Below are 17,780 nucleotides of genomic sequence, written 5' to 3' on the forward strand. Positions count from 1 at the left end.
TCATGCCCAAACCCGCTACGCCGCTCGACCTGCTGCTCCTGCCTACCTGGCTGGTGCCGGTCGAACCTGCCGGGGTGGTATTGAAGGATCACGGCCTGGGCATCCGCGATGGGCAGATCGTGTTCATCGGCCCGCGCAGCCAGGCCCAGGCGTTTATTGCCAGCGAAACCCGCGAATTGCCGGGCTGCCTGCTCAGCCCCGGACTGATCAACGCCCACGGCCACGCGGCGATGACCCTGTTTCGCGGCCTGGCCGACGATCTGCCGCTGATGACCTGGCTCGAAGAGCACATCTGGCCGGCCGAAGGGCGCTGGGTCGATGAAGCGTTCGTGCGTGACGGCACCGACCTGGCCATTGCCGAGCAGGTCAAAGGCGGTATCACCTGCTTCAGCGACATGTACTTCTACCCCAAGATCGCCAGCGAGCGCGTGCACCTCAGCGGCATTCGCGCGCAGATCGCCGTGCCCCTGCTGGACTTCCCCATCCCCGGCGCGCGCAGCACCGACGAAGCCCTGCAGTTGGGCATCGAGCTGTTCGGCGACCTGCGCCACCACCCACGCATCAGTGTAGCGCTGGGCCCGCATGCGCCGTACACGGTGAGCGACGACAACCTGGAAAAGATCCGCGTCATTGCCGAAGAGCTGGACGCGCCGATCCACATGCACATCCATGAAACCGCCTTCGAGGTCGAGCAATCGCTGCAGACCCGTGGCGAGCGCCCGCTGGCTCGACTGGCCCGTCTCGGCCTGCTCGGCCCGCGCCTGCAGGCGGTTCACATGACCCAGGTCAGCGACGAGGATCTGGCCCTGCTGGTAGAAAGCAACACCAGTGTGGTGCACTGCCCGGAGTCCAACCTCAAGCTGGCCAGCGGCTTCTGCCCGGTCGAGCGCTTGTGGCAGGCTGGCGTCAACGTTGCCGTCGGCACGGATGGCGCGGCCAGCAACAACGACCTCGACCTGCTCGGCGAAACCCGTACCGCGGCACTGCTGGCCAAGGCCGTGGCCGGTTCGGCCAGCGCCCTGGACGCCCACCGGGCGCTGCGCATGGCCACCCTCAATGGCGCCCGGGCCCTGGGCCTGGAGGCGATTACCGGTTCGCTGGAGCTGGGCAAGGCCGCCGACCTGGTCGCCTTTGACCTCTCGGGGCTGGCCCAGCAACCGGTGTATGACCCGGTTTCGCAACTGATCTACGCCAGCGGCCGGGACTGCGTGAAGCACGTCTGGGTTGCCGGCAAGCCACTGCTTGACGACCGGCGCCTGACCCGCCTGGACGAACAGGCCCTGCACGCCACCGCCTGCGCCTGGGGCCAGCGGATCGGCGAGCGCAACGAATAAGCGCCCGGCAGCCAGTGCTGGCGGGCAAGAGCAAATTATCCAAGATTCAGAGGACTGTTCCATGAGCAACGTCGACCACGCCGAAATCGCCAAGTTCGAAGCCCTGGCCCACCGCTGGTGGGACCGCGAGAGCGAGTTCAAGCCGCTGCACGACATCAACCCGCTGCGGGTCAACTGGATCGACGAGCGGGTCAAGCTGGCCGGCAAGAAAGTCCTCGACGTCGGCTGCGGCGGTGGCATCCTCAGCGAGGCCATGGCCCTGCGCGGCGCCACCGTCACCGGTATCGACATGGGCGAAGCGCCGCTGGCCGTGGCCCAGCTGCACCAGCTCGAGTCCGGGGTCAACGTCGAGTACCGGCAGATCACCGCCGAAGCCCTGGCCGAAGAAATGCCCGAGCAGTTCGACGTGGTTACCTGCCTTGAGATGCTCGAGCACGTGCCGGACCCGTCCTCGGTGATTCGCGCCTGCTTCCGCATGGTCAAGCCCGGCGGCCAGGTGTTCTTCTCGACCATCAACCGCAACCCCAAGGCCTACCTGTTCGCCATCATCGGCGCCGAATACATCATGAAGCTGCTGCCGCGCGGCACCCACGACTTCAAGAAATTCATCCGCCCGTCCGAGCTTGGCGCCTGGAGCCGCGATGCCGGCCTGACCGTCAAGGACATCATCGGCCTGACCTACAACCCGCTGACCAAGCACTACAAGCTGGCCAACGACGTTGACGTCAACTACATGATCCAGACCCTGCGCGAGGAATAAGCATGCGTTTGCGAGCGGTACTTTTCGACATGGACGGCACCCTGCTCGACACGGCGCCGGACTTCATCGCCATCTGCCAGGCCATGCTCGCCGAGCGCGGCCTGCCGCCCATCGACGACAAGAAAATCCGCGACGTGGTCTCGGGCGGCGCCAAGGCCATGGTGTCGGTGACCTTCGACCTCGACCCTGAAGCCGAAGGTTTCGAGGCCCTGCGCCTGGAGTTCCTCGAGCGTTACCAGCAGGGTTGCGCGGTGCACAGCAAGCTTTACGACGGCATGGCCGAACTGCTGGCCGACATCGAGAAAGGCAACCTGATCTGGGGCGTGGTCACCAACAAGCCGGTGCGCTTCGCCGAGCCGATCATGCAGCAACTGGGCCTGAGCGAACGGTCGGCGCTGCTGATCTGCCCGGACCACGTGAAGAACAGCAAGCCGGACCCCGAGCCGCTGATCCTCGCTTGCAAGACCCTCAACCTGGACCCGGCCAGCGTGCTGTTCGTCGGCGACGACCTGCGTGACATCGAGTCGGGCCGCGATGCCGGCACCCGCACTGCGGCGGTGCGCTACGGCTACATTCATCCAGATGACAACCCCAACAACTGGGGCGCGGATGTGGTGGTCGATCATCCGCTGGAGCTGCGCAAAGTGCTCGATAACGCGCTTTGCGGCTGCTGAACCTTCGTACCGGCAAGGCCGGCTCCCACAGGTCACCACCAACCTTGTGGGAGCTGGCTTGCCAGCGATGAAGCCATCACCTATCTAGAGGTAACCCCATGTTCGATTACTCTGCCCGCCCCGACCTGCTCAAAGGCCGGACCATTCTGGTCACCGGCGCCGGTCGCGGCATCGGTGCGGCCGCGGCCAAGAGCTACGCCGCCCATGGCGCCACCGTCTTGCTGCTGGGCAAGACCGAAGCCAACCTGAGCCAGGTCTACGATGAGATCGAAGCGGCTGGCCACCCGAAACCCGCGGTCATTCCGTTCAACCTGGAAACCGCCCTGCCGCACCAGTACGACGAGCTGGCAGCGATGATCGAAGCCGAGTTCGGCCATATCGACGGCCTGCTGCACAATGCCTCGATCATCGGCCCGCGCACGCCGCTGGAGCAGCTCTCGGGCGACAACTTCATGCGCGTGATGCAGGTCAACGTCAATGCCATGTTCATGCTCACCAGCACCCTGCTGCCGCTGCTCAAGCTGTCGGCGGATGGCTCGGTGATCTTCACCTCCAGCAGCGTCGGGCGCAAAGGCCGAGCCTACTGGGGTGCCTATGGGGTGTCGAAGTTCGCCACCGAGGGCCTGATGCAGACCCTCGCCGACGAGCTTGAAGGGGTGGCGCCGGTGCGTGCCAACAGTGTCAACCCGGGCGCCACCCGTACCAGCATGCGCGCCCAGGCCTACCCTGCGGAAACCCCGGAAAACAATCCGCTGCCAGAGCAGATCATGCCGGTCTACCTGTACCTGATGGGCCCGGACAGCACTGGCATCAACGGCCAGGCCTTCAACGCCCAGTAAGCTCAGCCCTCGGCCAGCTCCGCCCGCGCCCGGGCGGGCTGCTGGCGCTGTTCCTGCTCGTGCTGCATGCAGCGCTCAAGGAACAGGAACATGTAGTCGTAGCTCTTGCAGACGGCCCGGCGCAGTTCGGTTTGCAGCGCCACCGACGGGTTGTTGCCGGCCAGGGTGCAGACGATCTCCAGGGCTTCCCACGGATGTGCGTCGTCGTACTGGGCGTGCATCTTCAGCCATTTCATGGCGCGCTTGCGGCCTTCCTCCGGGAAACCCTGGGCGTAGACGCCAGTCGAGCAAACCAGCGCCGACCACTCACCGGTTGCACCTTCGATGGCGTAGTTGGTAGCGGCAATGGCAACCACCAGCGAATCGGTCGCACACGTGTGCCAGCACCAGTCGCTGAGGGCATTGAGTTCGCTGGGGACTTGCTGCGCCTGCAGGTCTTCGAGGCTGACGCCATGGGCCTGGGCCCAGAACAGCCAGTAATCGGCATGGTTGAGTTCGACGCGGATGTTGCGCATCAGCCAGCGCCGCGCCATGTCTTCGCCGGGGTGGCGGGCGTACTGGGTCTTGGTGAGGTTCTTGGCCATGTACAGGGAGAACTGTTCGACCACCGGCCAGCCGCCAATCAGGTACTGACGCATGGTCCGGCCACTGAGGCGACCATCACGCATACGTTGATAAAGCTCGTGCTCCACCACCCGACGCTTGCTCTCGCTGCAGTCCTTGATCAACTGCTGGGCCCAAAACGGGTAACTGCTGGGGTCCATCAATGGACCAGTACGAATAAACGCGTCAATCACTGTCAGCTCCTTGTTCCTTGTGATTTTCGGTGGATCTCAGCGAAAGGTCCCCGGCGCCTTGAACAGCAGGGGCCTTGCAGCAATCCGTTTGCGCTGCAAGCTGTCACAGGTGAACACCTGTGGCCGCTCGATCAGGTATCCCTGGGCGTAGTCGACGCCAATCTCCTGCAGGGCCTGCTCGATCAACGGGGTTTCGACAAACTCGGCGATGGTGCGTTTACCCATCACGTGACCGATGTGGTTGATCACCTCGACCATGGCCCGGTTGATCGGGTCATCGAGCATGTCCTTGACAAAACTTCCGTCGATTTTCAGGAAGTCTACAGGCAAATGCTTCAAATAGGCGAACGACGACATACCGGCGCAGAAGTCATCCAGCGAGAACCGGCAACCTAGCCCCTTGAGCTCGTTGATAAAGCGGATGGCACTGCCCAGGTTGGCGATTGCGCTGGTTTCAGTGATTTCGAAACAAATCATGTGCGGCGGAATGGCGAACTCGGCAAACAGCCGCTGCAGGTACTCAAGAAACTTGTCGTCACCGATACTGCTGCCCGACAGGTTGATCGCGCACATGGCCAATGGGCCGTCACGTTGCTCGTCCAGGCATTGGCGGATGACCTTGAACACACTGCGCACCACCCAACGGTCCAGCGCGGTCATCAGGCCATAGCGCTCGGCGGCGGGAATGAAGCTGTCAGGGAGGATGATGCGGCCGCTCTCGTCGTGCAGGCGCAGGAGGATCTCGATATGCCCGACGCCTTCATGGGACCCCAGGGCGGCAATTTCCTGGGCATAGAGGCAGAAGCGGTTCTCTTCCAGGGCCACGTGCAGGCGCTGGATCCAGGCCATCTCGCCAAAACGCATGGACAGCTCACTGTCGTCGGCGTGGTACACCTGCACGCGGTTGCGGCCCTTTTCCTTGGCCATGTAGCACGCCATGTCGGCTGCCCGCAGCGAGGCTTCCAGGGTGGCCGGCCCTTGGGCGATATGCACCAGCCCCAGGCTCACGGTGGTCATGAATGGCCGCCCCTTCCACACGAAGTGCAGGCTCTGCACCGCCTGGCGCAAGCTCTCGGCAATGCGTTCAGCCTGCTCCTGGGGGCAGTTCTCCAGCAGGATGCCGAACTCGTCGCCACCCAGCCGCGCCAGGGTATCGCCTTCGCGCAGCCCGGCCTGCAACACGGCGCAGATATGGCGCAGCAGCTCGTCCCCGGCAGCATGGCCACAGGTATCGTTGACCAGCTTGAACTGGTCCAGGTCAAGAAACATCAAGGAGTGGCGCGCCGGTTTGCGTGCCAGCGCATTGAGCGCCAGTTCCAGGCGGTATTCGAACTCGCGGCGATTGGCCAGGCCCGTCAGGGCATCGTGGGTCGCCTGCCAGGACAGGTTGGCGATGTACTGACGCTCCTGGGTCATGTCGTGAAGCACCAGGACGATGCCACTGACCTTGCCTTCAGCCATGATCGGCGCGCCCACCAGGGTGACCGACACAGTGCTGCCGTCCAGACGCTGGATCAGTTTGGTGTGTTCGCTGCCGCCCTTGAGCCCGCCCTCAAGTACGCGCTCGACCAGGGTCAGGCTGTCTTTTTCGGCATTCTCGTCCAGCAGGCTGAACAGCGCCGCCAGGGGCAAACCCTGGGCCTGGGCCGCATGCCAGTGGGTCAGCTGTTCGGCCGCGGGATTCATGTAGGCGATACAGCCTTCGACATCGGTGGTGATGACGCCATCGCCGATGGATTCGAGGGTGATCTGCGCCCGCTCCTTCTCCACTTCCAGGGCATTGGCAAAGGCCTGGCGCTGGGCCAGCAGCTTGCTCGAGCGCATCCAGGCCAGGGCAATCAGGAACAGTGCGGTCGCAAGGTTGGTGACCAGCAATACCCGCAGCAACATTCGCGAGCCTTCGCCCAGGGCGTCGCTGAAAGCCCGCGCGGCCGGGGTCACGGCATCGTTGATCGCAGCAATCTGCGCCTTCCAGCCCGCGACCCTACGGGCATCGGCCTGGCCTGAACGAAAACCGTTGTGCATCTGCTCGGCGACTTCATCCAGCTGGCGCAGGAATCCGTCACCGACCGCCCACAGCTCGATGGCCTCCTGCATATAGCTGACCTGGTGAAAGTTCAGGTACAGCCAGATCACACTGGACACGTCGTCGGGATGGTTGCCGCCCTGGAGAATGCCACGGCGCGCGGCGTCGATATCCGGGCTCGGCAGGTCGAGGGCTACGCGCAGGTCATGGCCACCCTGGGGCACGGCAATCGCCTTGCGATACTTTTTGAAAACCGCCTCGTCGCGGCTGTCAGCGTACAGGTTGAGGTAATAGATAGCGTCTTTCTGGCCCTTGGACCACAAGCTCTCGCCCGCCACATAACCACGCACTGCCGACAGCGCGTACAGGCTGATGCTCCCGAGCAAGGCCTGAAACAGTACAACAGCAACAAATGGCCAGATAATGCCCAACAACTTTGGCGCTTCGAGAGTCCGTTTTCGCTTCATGAGGTCCCTTGCAACAGAGCCGGATGAATCTCACCTACAAAAGCACAGCCTAGGCTATTTGCTATTAATACTGGAGAGCTTTTCTCACATGCACAGCAATTTGCCCTAACTCTGTTGCAAATGGCCGTACAGCTTGGCGTACAAGCCACCTTCGGCGATCAATTGCTGGTGATCGCCGTCCTCGGCGACATGGCCGCCGTCGAACACCAGCACCCGGTCGGCCTGCTTCACCGCCGAGAGGCGGTGGGCAATGATCAGGGTGGTGCGGGCACTGAGAAAACGAGTCAGGGCCTGGTGCAGGTTGTATTCGGTGGCCGCATCCAGGGCCGAGGTGGCCTCGTCGAGGATCACCACCTTGGGCTCGGCCAGCACCATCCGCGCAATCGCCAGGCGCTGGCGCTGGCCGCCGGACAAGCGCACGCCAGAGCGGCCAACCACGCTGTCCAGGCCTTGCGGCAAGGCGGCAATGGTGGTGTCGAGCTGGGCGATGTTCAGCGCCTGCCAGCAGGCATCATCGCTGCAGTCGCGCCCCATGGTCAGGTTGGCGCGCACCGTGTCGTTGAACAGTGACGGGTGCTGCAGCACCACCGCCACATGCTCACGCAGGGTTTCCAGGCCGATTTCCTGCAGGGTCGAGCCACCAAAGCGGATGGTCCCGGCCTGGGCGCTGTACAGGCCCAGCAGCAATTGCACCAAGGTGCTCTTGCCGCCGCCGCTGGCACCAACGATCGCGACCTTCTCGCCCGGGGCGATCGACAGGTTGAGCTGATCGAGCACCGGCTCGTCGTTGTAGGCAAAGCGCAACCCCTGCACTTCGATGCCAACGGTGTCGCGCCCCTTGAACGGGTCTACGCCACCGGGATACTGCGGCTCGTCGGCACGCGCCAGCAGTTCGTTGAGCCGGCTCAGGGCGCCACCGGCGGCGTAATAGGCGTACTGCAGGTTCAGCAGTTGCTCGACCGGGCCGATCATGAACCACAGGTAGCTGAACACCGCCAGCATCTGCCCGATCGACAAATCGGAGAACAGCACCGTGAGCATCGCCGCGGCGCGGAAAATATCGATACCGAACTGGAACAGCAAGCCGCTGGCACGTCCGCTGGCATCGCTTTTCCATTGCGAGGCGACAGCGTAGTTGCGTACCTCCTGGGCGCGCAGGCCAAGGCGGCCGAGGAAATAGCCCTGACGGTTGCTGGCGCGGATTTCCTGGATCGCGTCGAGGGTTTCGGTCAGTGCCTGGGTGAAGCGCGAGGTACTGTCGTTCTCCAGTTTTTTCAGGTGCTTGACCCGCTTGCCCAACTGCACCGTGGCAAAGATCACCAACGGGTTGAACAACAGAATCAGCAGCGCCAGCTTCCAGTGCATCCACATCAGGATGGCGGCGGTGCCGGTCAGGGTCAGCATGGCCACCAGGAAGCGACTGAGGGTTTCGCCGACAAACTTGTCGAGGGTATCGAGGTCGGTGACCAGGTGGGTGGTCACGGTACCGCTGCCCAGGCTCTCGTATTCGCTGAGGGAGATGCGCTTGAGGCGCTCGATCAGACGAATGCGCAAGCGGTAGACGATGTCCTTGGCCAGGCCCGCAAACAGCTTGGCCTGCACCACATTGAAGGCCAAGGCGGCGCAACGCAGGGTCAGGGTGAACAGCAGCATCAGGCCGATGTAGCCGGCGGCAACCTGCCAGTTGCCGGGGAGGAACTGGTTCATCCACTTCAGCGCGGCATCGCCATGCCCCAGCAGCACTTCATCGACCAGCAACGGCAGCAGCAAGGGGATCGGCACACTGCACAGCGCTGCCAGCACGGCCACGCCATTGGCGATCCACAGGGCTTTTTTATGCCGCAGGGCCAGGCGGCGGATTTCTGCCCAGCTCAAGCGATCAGCATGCACAGGGCCTGGCCCTGGTACCGGGTCGGGTGAACCCGGCAGGTCAAGCACAGGCGGCCTGCTTCAGCCAGCGGCCGAGCAGCGGTTCGAGGGATTCGAGGGTCTGGTAGCCGTTGGTCAGCAAAGCCAGCTGGCCATTGCGTTCGGCCAGCAGGGTCGGGAAGCCGGCGATGCCCAGGTCCTGGACCCAGGTGAAGTCCGCCGCCGTGGCCGAGCGTTGTTCGGCGCTGGTAAAGGCCTCGGCAAAGGCTGCGCGCTCGTAACCGGCCTGCTCGGCCAGCTCCACCAGCAAAGGCGCGCGGGTGACGTCTTCGCCACGCAGGTAGAACGCTTGCTGGATCAGCTTGAGCAACGTGCCGACATGCTGCGGGTCAAGGCTGCGCGCGGTGACCAGGGCCCGGCAGGCAGGCTCGGTGTCGTAGACAAAACCGTCAGGCAGCGCACCTTCGAACTGAAAATCCTGCCCGGTGGCGTCGTGCACCGCCTGCCAGTGATCGAGGATGTAACCGCGCGTCGAGACATCCAGCGCCCGGCTGCCGGAACGCAGGCCACCCAGCACTACCTGGGTCGGTACGCCTGCTGCCCGCGCCTGGGCGATCAGGGCCTCGGCGACAGGGGCAAAGCCCCAGCACCAGGAGCACATCGGGTCCATCACATAAAGCAGGCGTGCGGACATCAATCAGGCCTCGGCAGCTTTGCGGTAGTTGTGACCGATCGGGTGAGGCTGATTGCGCGCCTTGGCCAGCTCGATCTGCTTCTGCCGGTCAATGGCACTGCGTCGGGTCTTTTCGCTCAGGCTGTCCCAGCAATGCGGGCAACTGATGCCTGGCGAGTAGTGCTCGGACGCACGGTCTTCCACGCTGATCGGGGTGCGGCAGGCATGGCACTGGTCGTAATCGCCCTCGGTCAGGTCGTGACGCACGGTGACCCGGTTGTCGAACACGAAGCAGTCGCCCTGCCAGCGGCTTTGATCCTGCGGCACCTCTTCGAGGTATTTGAGGATCCCGCCTTTAAGATGATAGACCTCTTCAAAACCCTCGCCGAGCATATAGCTGGAGGCTTTCTCGCAGCGGATGCCACCGGTGCAGAACATCGCCACTTTCTTGTGCTTGGCCGGGTCGAAGTTGGCCTTGATGTACTCGGGGAACTCGCGGAAGGTGGTGGTCTTGGGGTCGATCGCGCCGTCGAAGGTGCCGATCGCCACTTCGTAGTCGTTGCGGGTATCGATCAGCAGCACTTCAGGGTCGCTGATCAGCGCGTTCCAGTCCTGGGGCTCGACGTAGGTGCCGACCTTGTAGTTCGGGTCCACGCCCGGCACGCCGAGGGTGACGATCTCTTTCTTGAGCTTGACCTTGGTGCGGTAGAACGGCTGTTCGTCGCAGTAGGATTCCTTGTGGTCGATATCCACCAGGCGCGCATCGCTGCGCAGCCAGGCCAGCAGGCCGTCGATGCCTTCACGGGTACCGGAGACGGTGCCGTTGATACCTTCCTCGGCCAGCAACAAGGTGCCCTTGATGCCGTTGGCCATCATGCTCTCGAGCAGCGGCTCGCGCAGCTCGACGTAATCTTTCAGGGTGACGAATTTGTACAGCGCCGCGACGACGATAGCTTGGGACATGCAGTAACTTCTCCAGGTGGTCACCCTCGCAAAGGGCGGACCGGATGCCAAATAAAAACGCGCCGACAAGCGGCGCGTTGAGCATTCTAGCAAAAACCTGACGAGGAAATCAGTGCTTGCTGCCACCGGCACAGGTCGGCGAGGCCGGGGCGACGCCGATTTTCTGCCATTCCTGCGGCGTGTAGGTGTGCAGTGCCAGGGCATGGAACTGGCTCATCAGCTCACCGAGGGTGGCGTAGACCTTCTGGTGACGCTTGACACTGTTCAGGCCTTCGAACTGCTCGCTCACCAGCACCGCCTTGTAGTGGGTCTGCTGCCCACGGCTGTGCATGTGGCTTTCATCGAGCACCTCAAGGTGCTGGGGTGCCAGCGCCTGCAGGCTCTGCTCGATTTTTTGCTGCATGGTCATGTCAGGCTCCGCTGGTTACTTCTTGGCCGGCGCGGCCTTGCCGGCGTTCGGATCGAGTTCATTGGTCATGTCAGCCAGCAGCTTGTTGACCACCGGTACCGCGCTTTCCAGTTTCTGCTGGGTCAGCTGGGCCGATTGCTGAGTCACCTGCGGCATCTTCTCCAGGACTTTCTTGCCCAGCGGCGACTGGTAGAACGCTACCAGGTCCTTGAGTTCGCTTTCGGTGAAGGTGCTGGTGTAGAGCTTGACCATGTCCGGCTTGAGCTTGTTCCAGCCAATGGCCTGGTCCAGGGCGGCGTTGGCTTTGGCCTGGTAGCTGTCGAGCACGGACTTCTTCGAGGCGGGTGCCTTGGTCTGCTCGAAACGCTGGGCAAACATCTGCTGCACCTGCATGTAGACCGGAGTACCGAGCTTGTCGGCATGTGCCATCATGAGGAATTTTTCAGCACTGGCGTTGTGGCTGGCGGTATCTGCAAGCACCTGGCCGCTGGCGCAGACCAGCGCTACAGCAGTGCAGAGGGCGCGAAGACGGGTCATCGGAATTCCTTCAAGTAGACAGAGGAGGTAGTACCCCAGAGTAGAGCATTCTGCGCCGACAGTGGCACAGTGCTCAAGTGGATCGACGCGCGATGGAACCGCGATGTCGAATAAGGACCTAAACTGCGAATTCAGACCACAAGGGAGTGAGCGCAGCATGAGCCGTATCGAAACTGACAGCCTGGGGCAGGTCGAAGTTCCTGACCAGGCCTACTGGGGTGCCCAGACGCAACGCTCGCTGATCAATTTTGCCATCGGCAAGGAGCGCATGCCGCTGGCGGTCTTGCATGCCCTGGCACTGATCAAAAAAGCCGCAGCACGGGTCAACAACCGCAACGGAGACCTTCCGGCGGACATCGCCCGACTGATCGAACAGGCCGCCGACGAGGTGCTCGACGGCCTGTTGGATGACCAGTTTCCACTCGTCGTCTGGCAGACCGGCAGTGGCACCCAGAGCAACATGAACGTCAACGAAGTGATAGCCGGCCGGGCCAACGAACTGGCCGGCAAGGGTCGAGGCGGCAAAGCGCCAGTCCACCCCAACGATCACGTCAACCGTTCGCAGAGCTCCAACGACTGCTTCCCCACCGCCATGCACATCGCCGCCGCCCAGGCGGTGCAGCACAAGCTGCTGCCAGCGATTGGCGAATTGTCGTCGGGGCTGGCGGAACTGGCAGCGCGCCATCAGCATCTGGTGAAGACCGGCCGTACCCACATGATGGACGCCACACCGATCACCTTCGGCCAGGAACTCTCGGCCTATGTCGCCCAGCTCGATTACGCCCAACGCGCCATTCGCTCGGCGCTGCCAGCGGTATGCGAGCTGGCCCAGGGCGGCACTGCCGTGGGCACCGGCCTGAATGCCCCGCACGGGTTTGCCGAAGCCATTGCCGCCGAGCTTGCCGCCCTTTGCGGCCTGCCTTTTGTTACCGCGCCGAACAAGTTCGCCGCCCTGGCCGGCCATGAACCGTTGACCACCCTCGCCGGCGGCCTGAAAACCCTCGCCGTGGCGCTGATGAAGCTGGCCAACGACCTGCGCCTGCTCGGCTCCGGCCCGCGCGGCGGCATTGCCGAAGTGCGCCTGCCGGCCAACGAGCCGGGCAGCTCGATCATGCCCGGCAAGGTCAACCCGACCCAATGCGAGGCCCTGTCGATGCTGGTCTGCCAGGTATTGGGCAATGACACCGCGATCGGCTTTGCCGCAAGCCAAGGGCACTTGCAGTTGAACGTGTTCAAGCCGGTGATCATCCACAACCTGCTGCAGTCCATCGACCTGCTGGCTGACGGTTGCAGCAACTTCCAGCAGCACTGCATTGCCGGTATCGAACCGGATACCGAACAGATGGCCGCGCACCTGGAGCGCGGGCTGATGCTGGTGACCGCGCTCAACCCGCACATCGGCTACGACAAGGCGGCGGAAATCGCCAAGAAGGCCTACAGCGAAGGCACCACCCTGCGCGCGGCGGCGCTGACCCTGGGCTACCTGACCAACGAGCAGTTCGACCAGTGGGTACGCCCGGAAAAAATGCTCGAACCGGGCGACAAGGGCTGAGTCACCGGGCCAGGCGTACGCGCCTGGCCCGCCAGCCAGCCATGATCGACGGGCCCAGGGCGGTCAGCGCCGAACCCAGCACCACCACCAGCGCACCGATGTAGCCCAGGGTGTTGATCTGCTCGGCGTGCACGTAGTCGGGCCAGAACCAGGCCGCCAGGGCCACGGCGACGAAGGTGATCAACGGCGTAATCGCCAGGGTCGCGCTGACCTTGGAGGCTTCCCAGTGCGCCAGGGCTTCGGCAAAGGCGCCATAGGCCACCAGGGTGTTCAGGCAGCAGGCGAGCAACAGCCAGCCTTGCAGCGGGCTCAATTGCAGGGCTTCGAGCGGATGCACCCAGGGCGTCAGCAGCGCCGCGCAGCACAGGTAGATCACCATCATCACCTGCAGTGAATTCCACACCGTCAGCAGTTGCTTCTGGCTCAGGGCATAGAACACCCAGATAGTGGTCGCCAGCAAAATGGTCAGCACGCCGGTGGTATAGACACTCAAGGAGCTCAACAGCTCATCCAGGCGCTGATTGAAAAACAGGCCAAAGCCCACCAGCAGGATCGCCAGGCCCATGCCCTGCCCCAGGCTGAATCGCTCTTTGAACAGGAACACACTGGCCACCAGCAACAGCACCGGGCCCATCTGCACCACCAGTTGCGCAGTGCCGGGGCTGAGCAACTTGAGCCCGACCAGGTACAGGACATAGTTGCCGACCAGGCCGCAGGTGGCCAGCAACACCAGGCCCCAGCCCTTGCGCCCGAGGTTGTCGAACGAGGGCAGGCGCTTGCTCGCCGCCAGCCAGGCCAGCAGCAGACCACCGGAAACCAGCAGGCGAAACCAGGTCACGGTGATCGGGTCCATCACCTGCAGCACCTGTTTGAGCTTGATCGGCAAGATGCCCCAGAGCACGGCGGTCAGTAGCGACAAGGACAGACCGTAAACCCAGCGTCCGGAAGAAATATGCATAACCAGCCTCGATAGCCCTGTGGTGGGGGGAAACCGGATTCTACGGGGTGGGCTGATGGGGAGACAGGCGCGATTGTGGAAAAGAATTCAGTACTTCATTCCCTGAGTTCCTGCTGGCGCCGCTACGCGCCCCATCGCCGGCAAGGCCGGCTCCCACAAGGCCAGGTTTGCACCCTTTCTGTGGGAGCTGGCTTGCCGGCGATGAGGTCCTATTTCTTGTCCTTCTTGAACGCCGCCTCCAGCGCCTCATTGATGGTGCGCAAAACCTTTACCCGCGCCCAGCGCTTGTCATTGGCCTCAACCAGGGTCCAGGGCGCGATCTCGGTGCTGGTGCGATCAACCATGTCGCCCACCGCCTCCGCGTACTGCCCCCATTTTTCGCGGTTGCGCCAGTCTTCCTCGGTGATCTTGAAGCGCTTGAACGGGATCTGCTCCCGTTCCTGGAAGCGCTCGAGCTGGGTCTGTTCGTCGATCGACAGCCAGAACTTGACCAGCACGACCCCGGCGTTGCTCAGTTGCTCTTCAAAGTCGTTGATCTCGCCATAGGCACGCATCCAGTCAGCCTGGCTGCAAAAGCCTTCGACCCGCTCGACCAGCACCCGGCCATACCAGGAGCGATCGAACACGGTGAACTTGCCGCGCGCCGGAATGTGCCGCCAGAAACGCCACAAATAAGGCTGATCGCGCTCTTCTTCGGTGGGCGCGGCAATCGGTATGATGCGGTACTGACGCGGGTCTAGCGCCGCCGCAACCCGGCGGATGGCACCGCCCTTGCCCGCCGCATCATTGCCCTCGAAAACCGCGATCAGCGCATGCCGGCGCATGCGTTTGTCACGCAGCAAACCGGCCAGGCGCGCTTGCTCGGTGATCAACTGCTCCTGGTAGTCGTCCTTGTCCAGGTGCAGGCTCAGGTCGAGGCTGCCAAGCAGGCTCCGCTGGTCGATGCTTTCGCCCAGCGGGGCGATGTTGGCCTGGTGGATCGGTGCGTGATTGGCCTTGAGCGCCGCCTGCAGCCCTTCGAGCAGAATCTTGCCCACGGCCAGGCTGCGGTAATGCGGATCGACGCCTTCGATCACGTGCCAGGGCGCGTAGTCACGGCTGGTTTGCCGCAGCACCCGCTCACCAAAGCGCACGAAACGGTCGTAGGTCTCCGACTGCTGCCAGTCCAGCGGGCTGATCCGCCAGCTGTGCAACGGGTCGTCATTGAGCGCCTTGAGCCGGGCCTTCATCTGCTTCTTGGACAGGTGGAACCAGAACTTGAAGATCAGCGCGCCTTCATCGCAGAGCATCTCCTCCAAGCGCTCGGCGCCACGAATGGCCTGGTCGAGCACGGCATCCTTGAACTGGCCATGCACCCGCCCCTGAAGCATCTGGCTATACCAGTTGCCAAAAAACACGCCCATCCGCCCCTTGGCCGGCAGTGCCCGCCAATAGCGCCAGGCCGGTGGCCGGGCGAGCTCTTCGTCGGTCTGCTGGTCGAAGGTGCGCACCTCGATCAAGCGCGGGTCCATCCATTCGTTGAGCAGCTTGACTGTCTCGCCCTTGCCGGCGCCTTCGATGCCGTTGATCAGCACCAGCACCGGAAAACGCGCCTGCTGCTTGAGTTCGAACTGGGCTTCCAGCAGCGCTTCACGCAGTGCCGGAACCTCGGCTTCATAGGTGTCTTTATCGATGGCGTGACCAATTTCAGCGGATTCGAACATACCAGGCTCCCTACATGGATAAGCAAGACTAGCGGATTGTAAAAACCTTTGTCGGTACAAAACAAAGCCTGCCGCAGGTCAAACAGCCTGGCACCGATCAGCTAAAATGGCCCTCTTGCCAACGCTGAGCCGAACATGACCGAAGTAACCCAATACGCCCAGATCGACTGGGATGACCAAGGCCGACCGCACTCGCGCCAATACGATGACATCTATTTCTCCAAGGAGCAGAGCCTGGAGGAAACCCGTCATGTGTTCATCGACCAGAACGACCTGCGCCGGCGTTTCACTGCGCTGCAGCCGGGCCAGTGCCTGGTGATCGGTGAAACCGGCTTCGGTACCGGCTTGAACTTCTTCTGCGCCTGGCAGCTGTTTGCCGAGTGCGCCCCGCGTGATGCGCGGCTGCATTTCATCAGCGTCGAAAAATACCCCTTGACCCGCGCCGACCTCGGCCGCGCCCTGGCTCTGTGGCCGCAACTGGCGCCGTTCAGCAGCCAGTTGCTGGCTCAATACGTGGCGGTGCACCAAGGCTTCCAGCCGTTTGTGTTCGAGCAGGGCCGGGTGCGCCTGACCTTGATGATCGGTGACGTGCTGGAGCAATTGCCGCAGCTCGATGCCCAGGTCGACGCCTGGTTCCTCGACGGTTTTGCCCCGGCCAAGAACCCGCAAATGTGGACCCCGGAACTGTTCGCCCAGATCGGCCGGCTGTCATCGCCCACGGCCACCCTCGGCACCTTCACCAGCACTGGCTGGGTGCGCCGGGGCCTGATCGCCGTGGGCTTTACCATGAAGCGCATTCCCGGCATCGGCAAGAAATGGGAAATCCTGCGCGGGACCTTCAATGGCCGGCCAGCCGAGCAGCCACTGCCGCCCGCCAGCGCGCCGTGGTTTGCTCGCCCGCCGGTATTGCCAGGGCCGCGCCAGGCGCTGGTGATCGGCGCCGGCCTGGCCGGTTGCGCCAGCGCCGCCAGCCTTGCCGCCCGCGGTTGGCAGGTGAAAGTGCTGGAGCGCCATGCAACGCCGGCGGCGGAAGCCTCGGGCAACCCGCAAGGGGTGCTGTACCTGAAATTATCCGCGCACGGCACGGCCTTGTCGCGCTTGATCCTCAGCGGTTTCGGCTACACAAGGCGGCTGCTCGAACGCCTGCAGCGCGGGCAGGATTGGGATGGCTGCGGGGTGCTGCAACTGGCGTTCGACGCCAAGGAAGACCAACGCCAGCAGCAACTGGCCGAGGCCTTCAACCCGCAATTGCTGCAACGCCTGGACCGCGAGCAGGCCGAGCAGCTGGCCGGGGTTGCCCTGGGCAGTGGCGGGCTGTTCTACCCCGAAGGCGGCTGGGTGCATCCGCCGGCGCTGTGCCAGGCCCAGTTGCAGCACCCGAACATCACCCTGCTGCCCCATCATCAGGTGCTGCAACTGCGCAAGGTCGACGGCCTGTGGCAAGCCTGGGAAAGTGAAAAGCTGCTGGCCAGCGCACCGCTGGTGGTACTCGCCACCGCCGCCGAGATCCATAGCTTCGAGCCTTGCGCCGGGCTGCCGCTCAAGCGGATTCGTGGCCAGATCACCCGCCTGCCGGTTACTGCACAGAGCCAGGCCTTGAGCACCGTGGTCTGTGCCGACGGCTACGTGGCACCACCGCGCAATGGCGAGCACACCCTCGGCGCCAGCTTCGATTTCCACAGCACCGACCTGACGCCCACCACTGGCGAGCATGTCGGTAACCTCGGCTTGCTCGAAGCGATCTCCAGCGACCTGGCCCAGCGCCTGGGCGCCCACGACCTCGACCCGCACGCGTTGCAGGGCCGCGCCGCGTTTCGCTGCACCAGCCCCGACTATCTGCCGATTGTCGGCCCGCTGGCCGACCAGGCGCAGTTCAACGAGGTTTACGCCGTGCTGGCCCGGGATGCCCGGCAGATCCCCGACAGCCCCTGCCCCTGGCTCGAAGGCCTGTTCATCAACAGCGGCCATGGCTCGCGCGGGCTGATCACCGCGCCACTTTCTGGCGAATTGATCGCCGCCTGGGCCGACAACGCGCCGCTGCCAGTGCCTCGCGCCGTCGCCGAAGCGTGCCACCCGAATCGTTTCATGTTGCGTGATCTGGTCAGAAGCAAAAATGCAGCGGCAAGCGGCAAGCCACACGCTAAAAGCTGACCGGCCCGGCTCCGTCTTAAGGACTTATGTGCGGATTAGACAGCCTGGTCGGCAACAAGCATTAGCGC

15 protein-coding genes are annotated in these 17,780 nt (G+C 63.4%); 6 read left to right on the forward strand and 9 right to left on the reverse strand.

Annotated elements, in window-relative coordinates; translation table 11 throughout:
- Positions 1-2: 2 nt before the first annotated feature.
- The 4 genes from BV82_RS19845 (at position 3) to BV82_RS19860 (ending at position 3,607) form a co-directional block, all read left to right on the forward strand.
- Positions 3-1,334, forward strand: a complete 1,332-nt coding sequence (locus tag BV82_RS19845) for a TRZ/ATZ family hydrolase (RefSeq protein WP_036996553.1) — start codon at positions 3-5, stop codon at positions 1,332-1,334.
- A gap of 61 nt (positions 1,335-1,395) precedes the next feature.
- Positions 1,396-2,094: a bifunctional 2-polyprenyl-6-hydroxyphenol methylase/3-demethylubiquinol 3-O-methyltransferase UbiG gene (gene ubiG / locus BV82_RS19850; protein WP_036996554.1), complete on the forward strand. Its 699-nt coding sequence runs from the start codon at positions 1,396-1,398 to the stop codon at positions 2,092-2,094.
- 2 nt (positions 2,095-2,096) lie between these two features.
- Positions 2,097-2,768 carry an N-acetylmuramic acid 6-phosphate phosphatase MupP gene (mupP, locus tag BV82_RS19855; protein ID WP_036996555.1) on the forward strand — a complete coding sequence of 224 codons (672 nt, stop codon included), beginning with the start codon at positions 2,097-2,099 and terminating at the stop codon, positions 2,766-2,768.
- 98 nt (positions 2,769-2,866) lie between these two features.
- The gene (locus BV82_RS19860) at positions 2,867-3,607 is read left to right on the forward strand and encodes a YciK family oxidoreductase (RefSeq protein WP_010224149.1); all 741 of its coding nucleotides are present in this window, start codon (positions 2,867-2,869) and stop codon (positions 3,605-3,607) included.
- 2 nt (positions 3,608-3,609) lie between these two features.
- On the opposite strand, the gene BV82_RS19865 is transcribed toward BV82_RS19860, so the two are convergent.
- The 7 genes from BV82_RS19865 to BV82_RS19895 form a co-directional block, all read right to left on the reverse strand.
- Positions 3,610-4,404, reverse strand: a complete 795-nt coding sequence (locus tag BV82_RS19865; RefSeq protein WP_036996556.1) for an iron-containing redox enzyme family protein — start codon at positions 4,402-4,404, stop codon at positions 3,610-3,612.
- A gap of 36 nt (positions 4,405-4,440) precedes the next feature.
- On the reverse strand, positions 4,441-6,897 hold the full coding sequence (locus tag BV82_RS19870) for an EAL domain-containing protein (RefSeq protein WP_036996557.1): 2,457 nt from the start codon (positions 6,895-6,897) through the stop codon (positions 4,441-4,443).
- A gap of 105 nt (positions 6,898-7,002) precedes the next feature.
- Positions 7,003-8,835 carry an ABC transporter ATP-binding protein gene (locus BV82_RS19875; RefSeq protein ID WP_010224153.1) on the reverse strand — a complete coding sequence of 611 codons (1,833 nt, stop codon included), beginning with the start codon at positions 8,833-8,835 and terminating at the stop codon, positions 7,003-7,005.
- Positions 8,828-9,460: a DsbA family protein gene (locus BV82_RS19880; RefSeq protein WP_010224154.1), complete on the reverse strand. Its 633-nt coding sequence runs from the start codon at positions 9,458-9,460 to the stop codon at positions 8,828-8,830. The genes BV82_RS19875 and BV82_RS19880 overlap by 8 nt, the downstream gene beginning before the upstream one ends.
- 3 nt (positions 9,461-9,463) lie before the next feature.
- Positions 9,464-10,402, reverse strand: a complete 939-nt coding sequence (gene trhO, locus BV82_RS19885) for an oxygen-dependent tRNA uridine(34) hydroxylase TrhO (RefSeq protein WP_010224155.1) — start codon at positions 10,400-10,402, stop codon at positions 9,464-9,466.
- Positions 10,403-10,511: 109 nt separating this feature from the next.
- Positions 10,512-10,811: a BolA family protein gene (locus tag BV82_RS19890; protein WP_010224156.1), complete on the reverse strand. Its 300-nt coding sequence runs from the start codon at positions 10,809-10,811 to the stop codon at positions 10,512-10,514.
- Positions 10,812-10,826: 15 nt separating this feature from the next.
- Entirely contained in the window at positions 10,827-11,348 is a 522-nt protein-coding gene (locus tag BV82_RS19895) for a DUF2059 domain-containing protein (protein WP_010224157.1), read from the reverse strand.
- A 157-nt stretch (positions 11,349-11,505) separates the two neighbouring features.
- Here BV82_RS19895 and BV82_RS19900 point away from each other — a divergent pair, with 157 nt between their 5' ends.
- Positions 11,506-12,900: a class II fumarate hydratase gene (locus tag BV82_RS19900; RefSeq protein WP_036996558.1), complete on the forward strand. Its 1,395-nt coding sequence runs from the start codon at positions 11,506-11,508 to the stop codon at positions 12,898-12,900.
- Between the two features lies 1 nt (position 12,901).
- Here BV82_RS19900 and BV82_RS19905 read toward each other — a convergent pair whose 3' ends face one another.
- Both BV82_RS19905 and pap read right to left on the reverse strand, forming a co-directional pair.
- Positions 12,902-13,858: a DMT family transporter gene (locus tag BV82_RS19905; RefSeq protein WP_010224161.1), complete on the reverse strand. Its 957-nt coding sequence runs from the start codon at positions 13,856-13,858 to the stop codon at positions 12,902-12,904.
- A 209-nt stretch (positions 13,859-14,067) separates the two neighbouring features.
- Positions 14,068-15,561, reverse strand: coding sequence for a polyphosphate:AMP phosphotransferase (gene pap / locus BV82_RS19910; RefSeq protein ID WP_010224162.1), 1,494 nt, complete (start codon positions 15,559-15,561; stop codon positions 14,068-14,070).
- Between the two features lie 135 nt (positions 15,562-15,696).
- Here pap and mnmC point away from each other — a divergent pair, with 135 nt between their 5' ends.
- Positions 15,697-17,712, forward strand: a complete 2,016-nt coding sequence (mnmC, locus tag BV82_RS19915; RefSeq protein WP_159389024.1) for a bifunctional tRNA (5-methylaminomethyl-2-thiouridine)(34)-methyltransferase MnmC2/FAD-dependent 5-carboxymethylaminomethyl-2-thiouridine(34) oxidoreductase MnmC1 — start codon at positions 15,697-15,699, stop codon at positions 17,710-17,712.
- Positions 17,713-17,780: the final 68 nt, after the last annotated feature.

Source organism: Pseudomonas donghuensis, assembly GCF_000696345.2.
GTDB lineage: Bacteria > Pseudomonadota > Gammaproteobacteria > Pseudomonadales > Pseudomonadaceae > Aquipseudomonas > Aquipseudomonas donghuensis.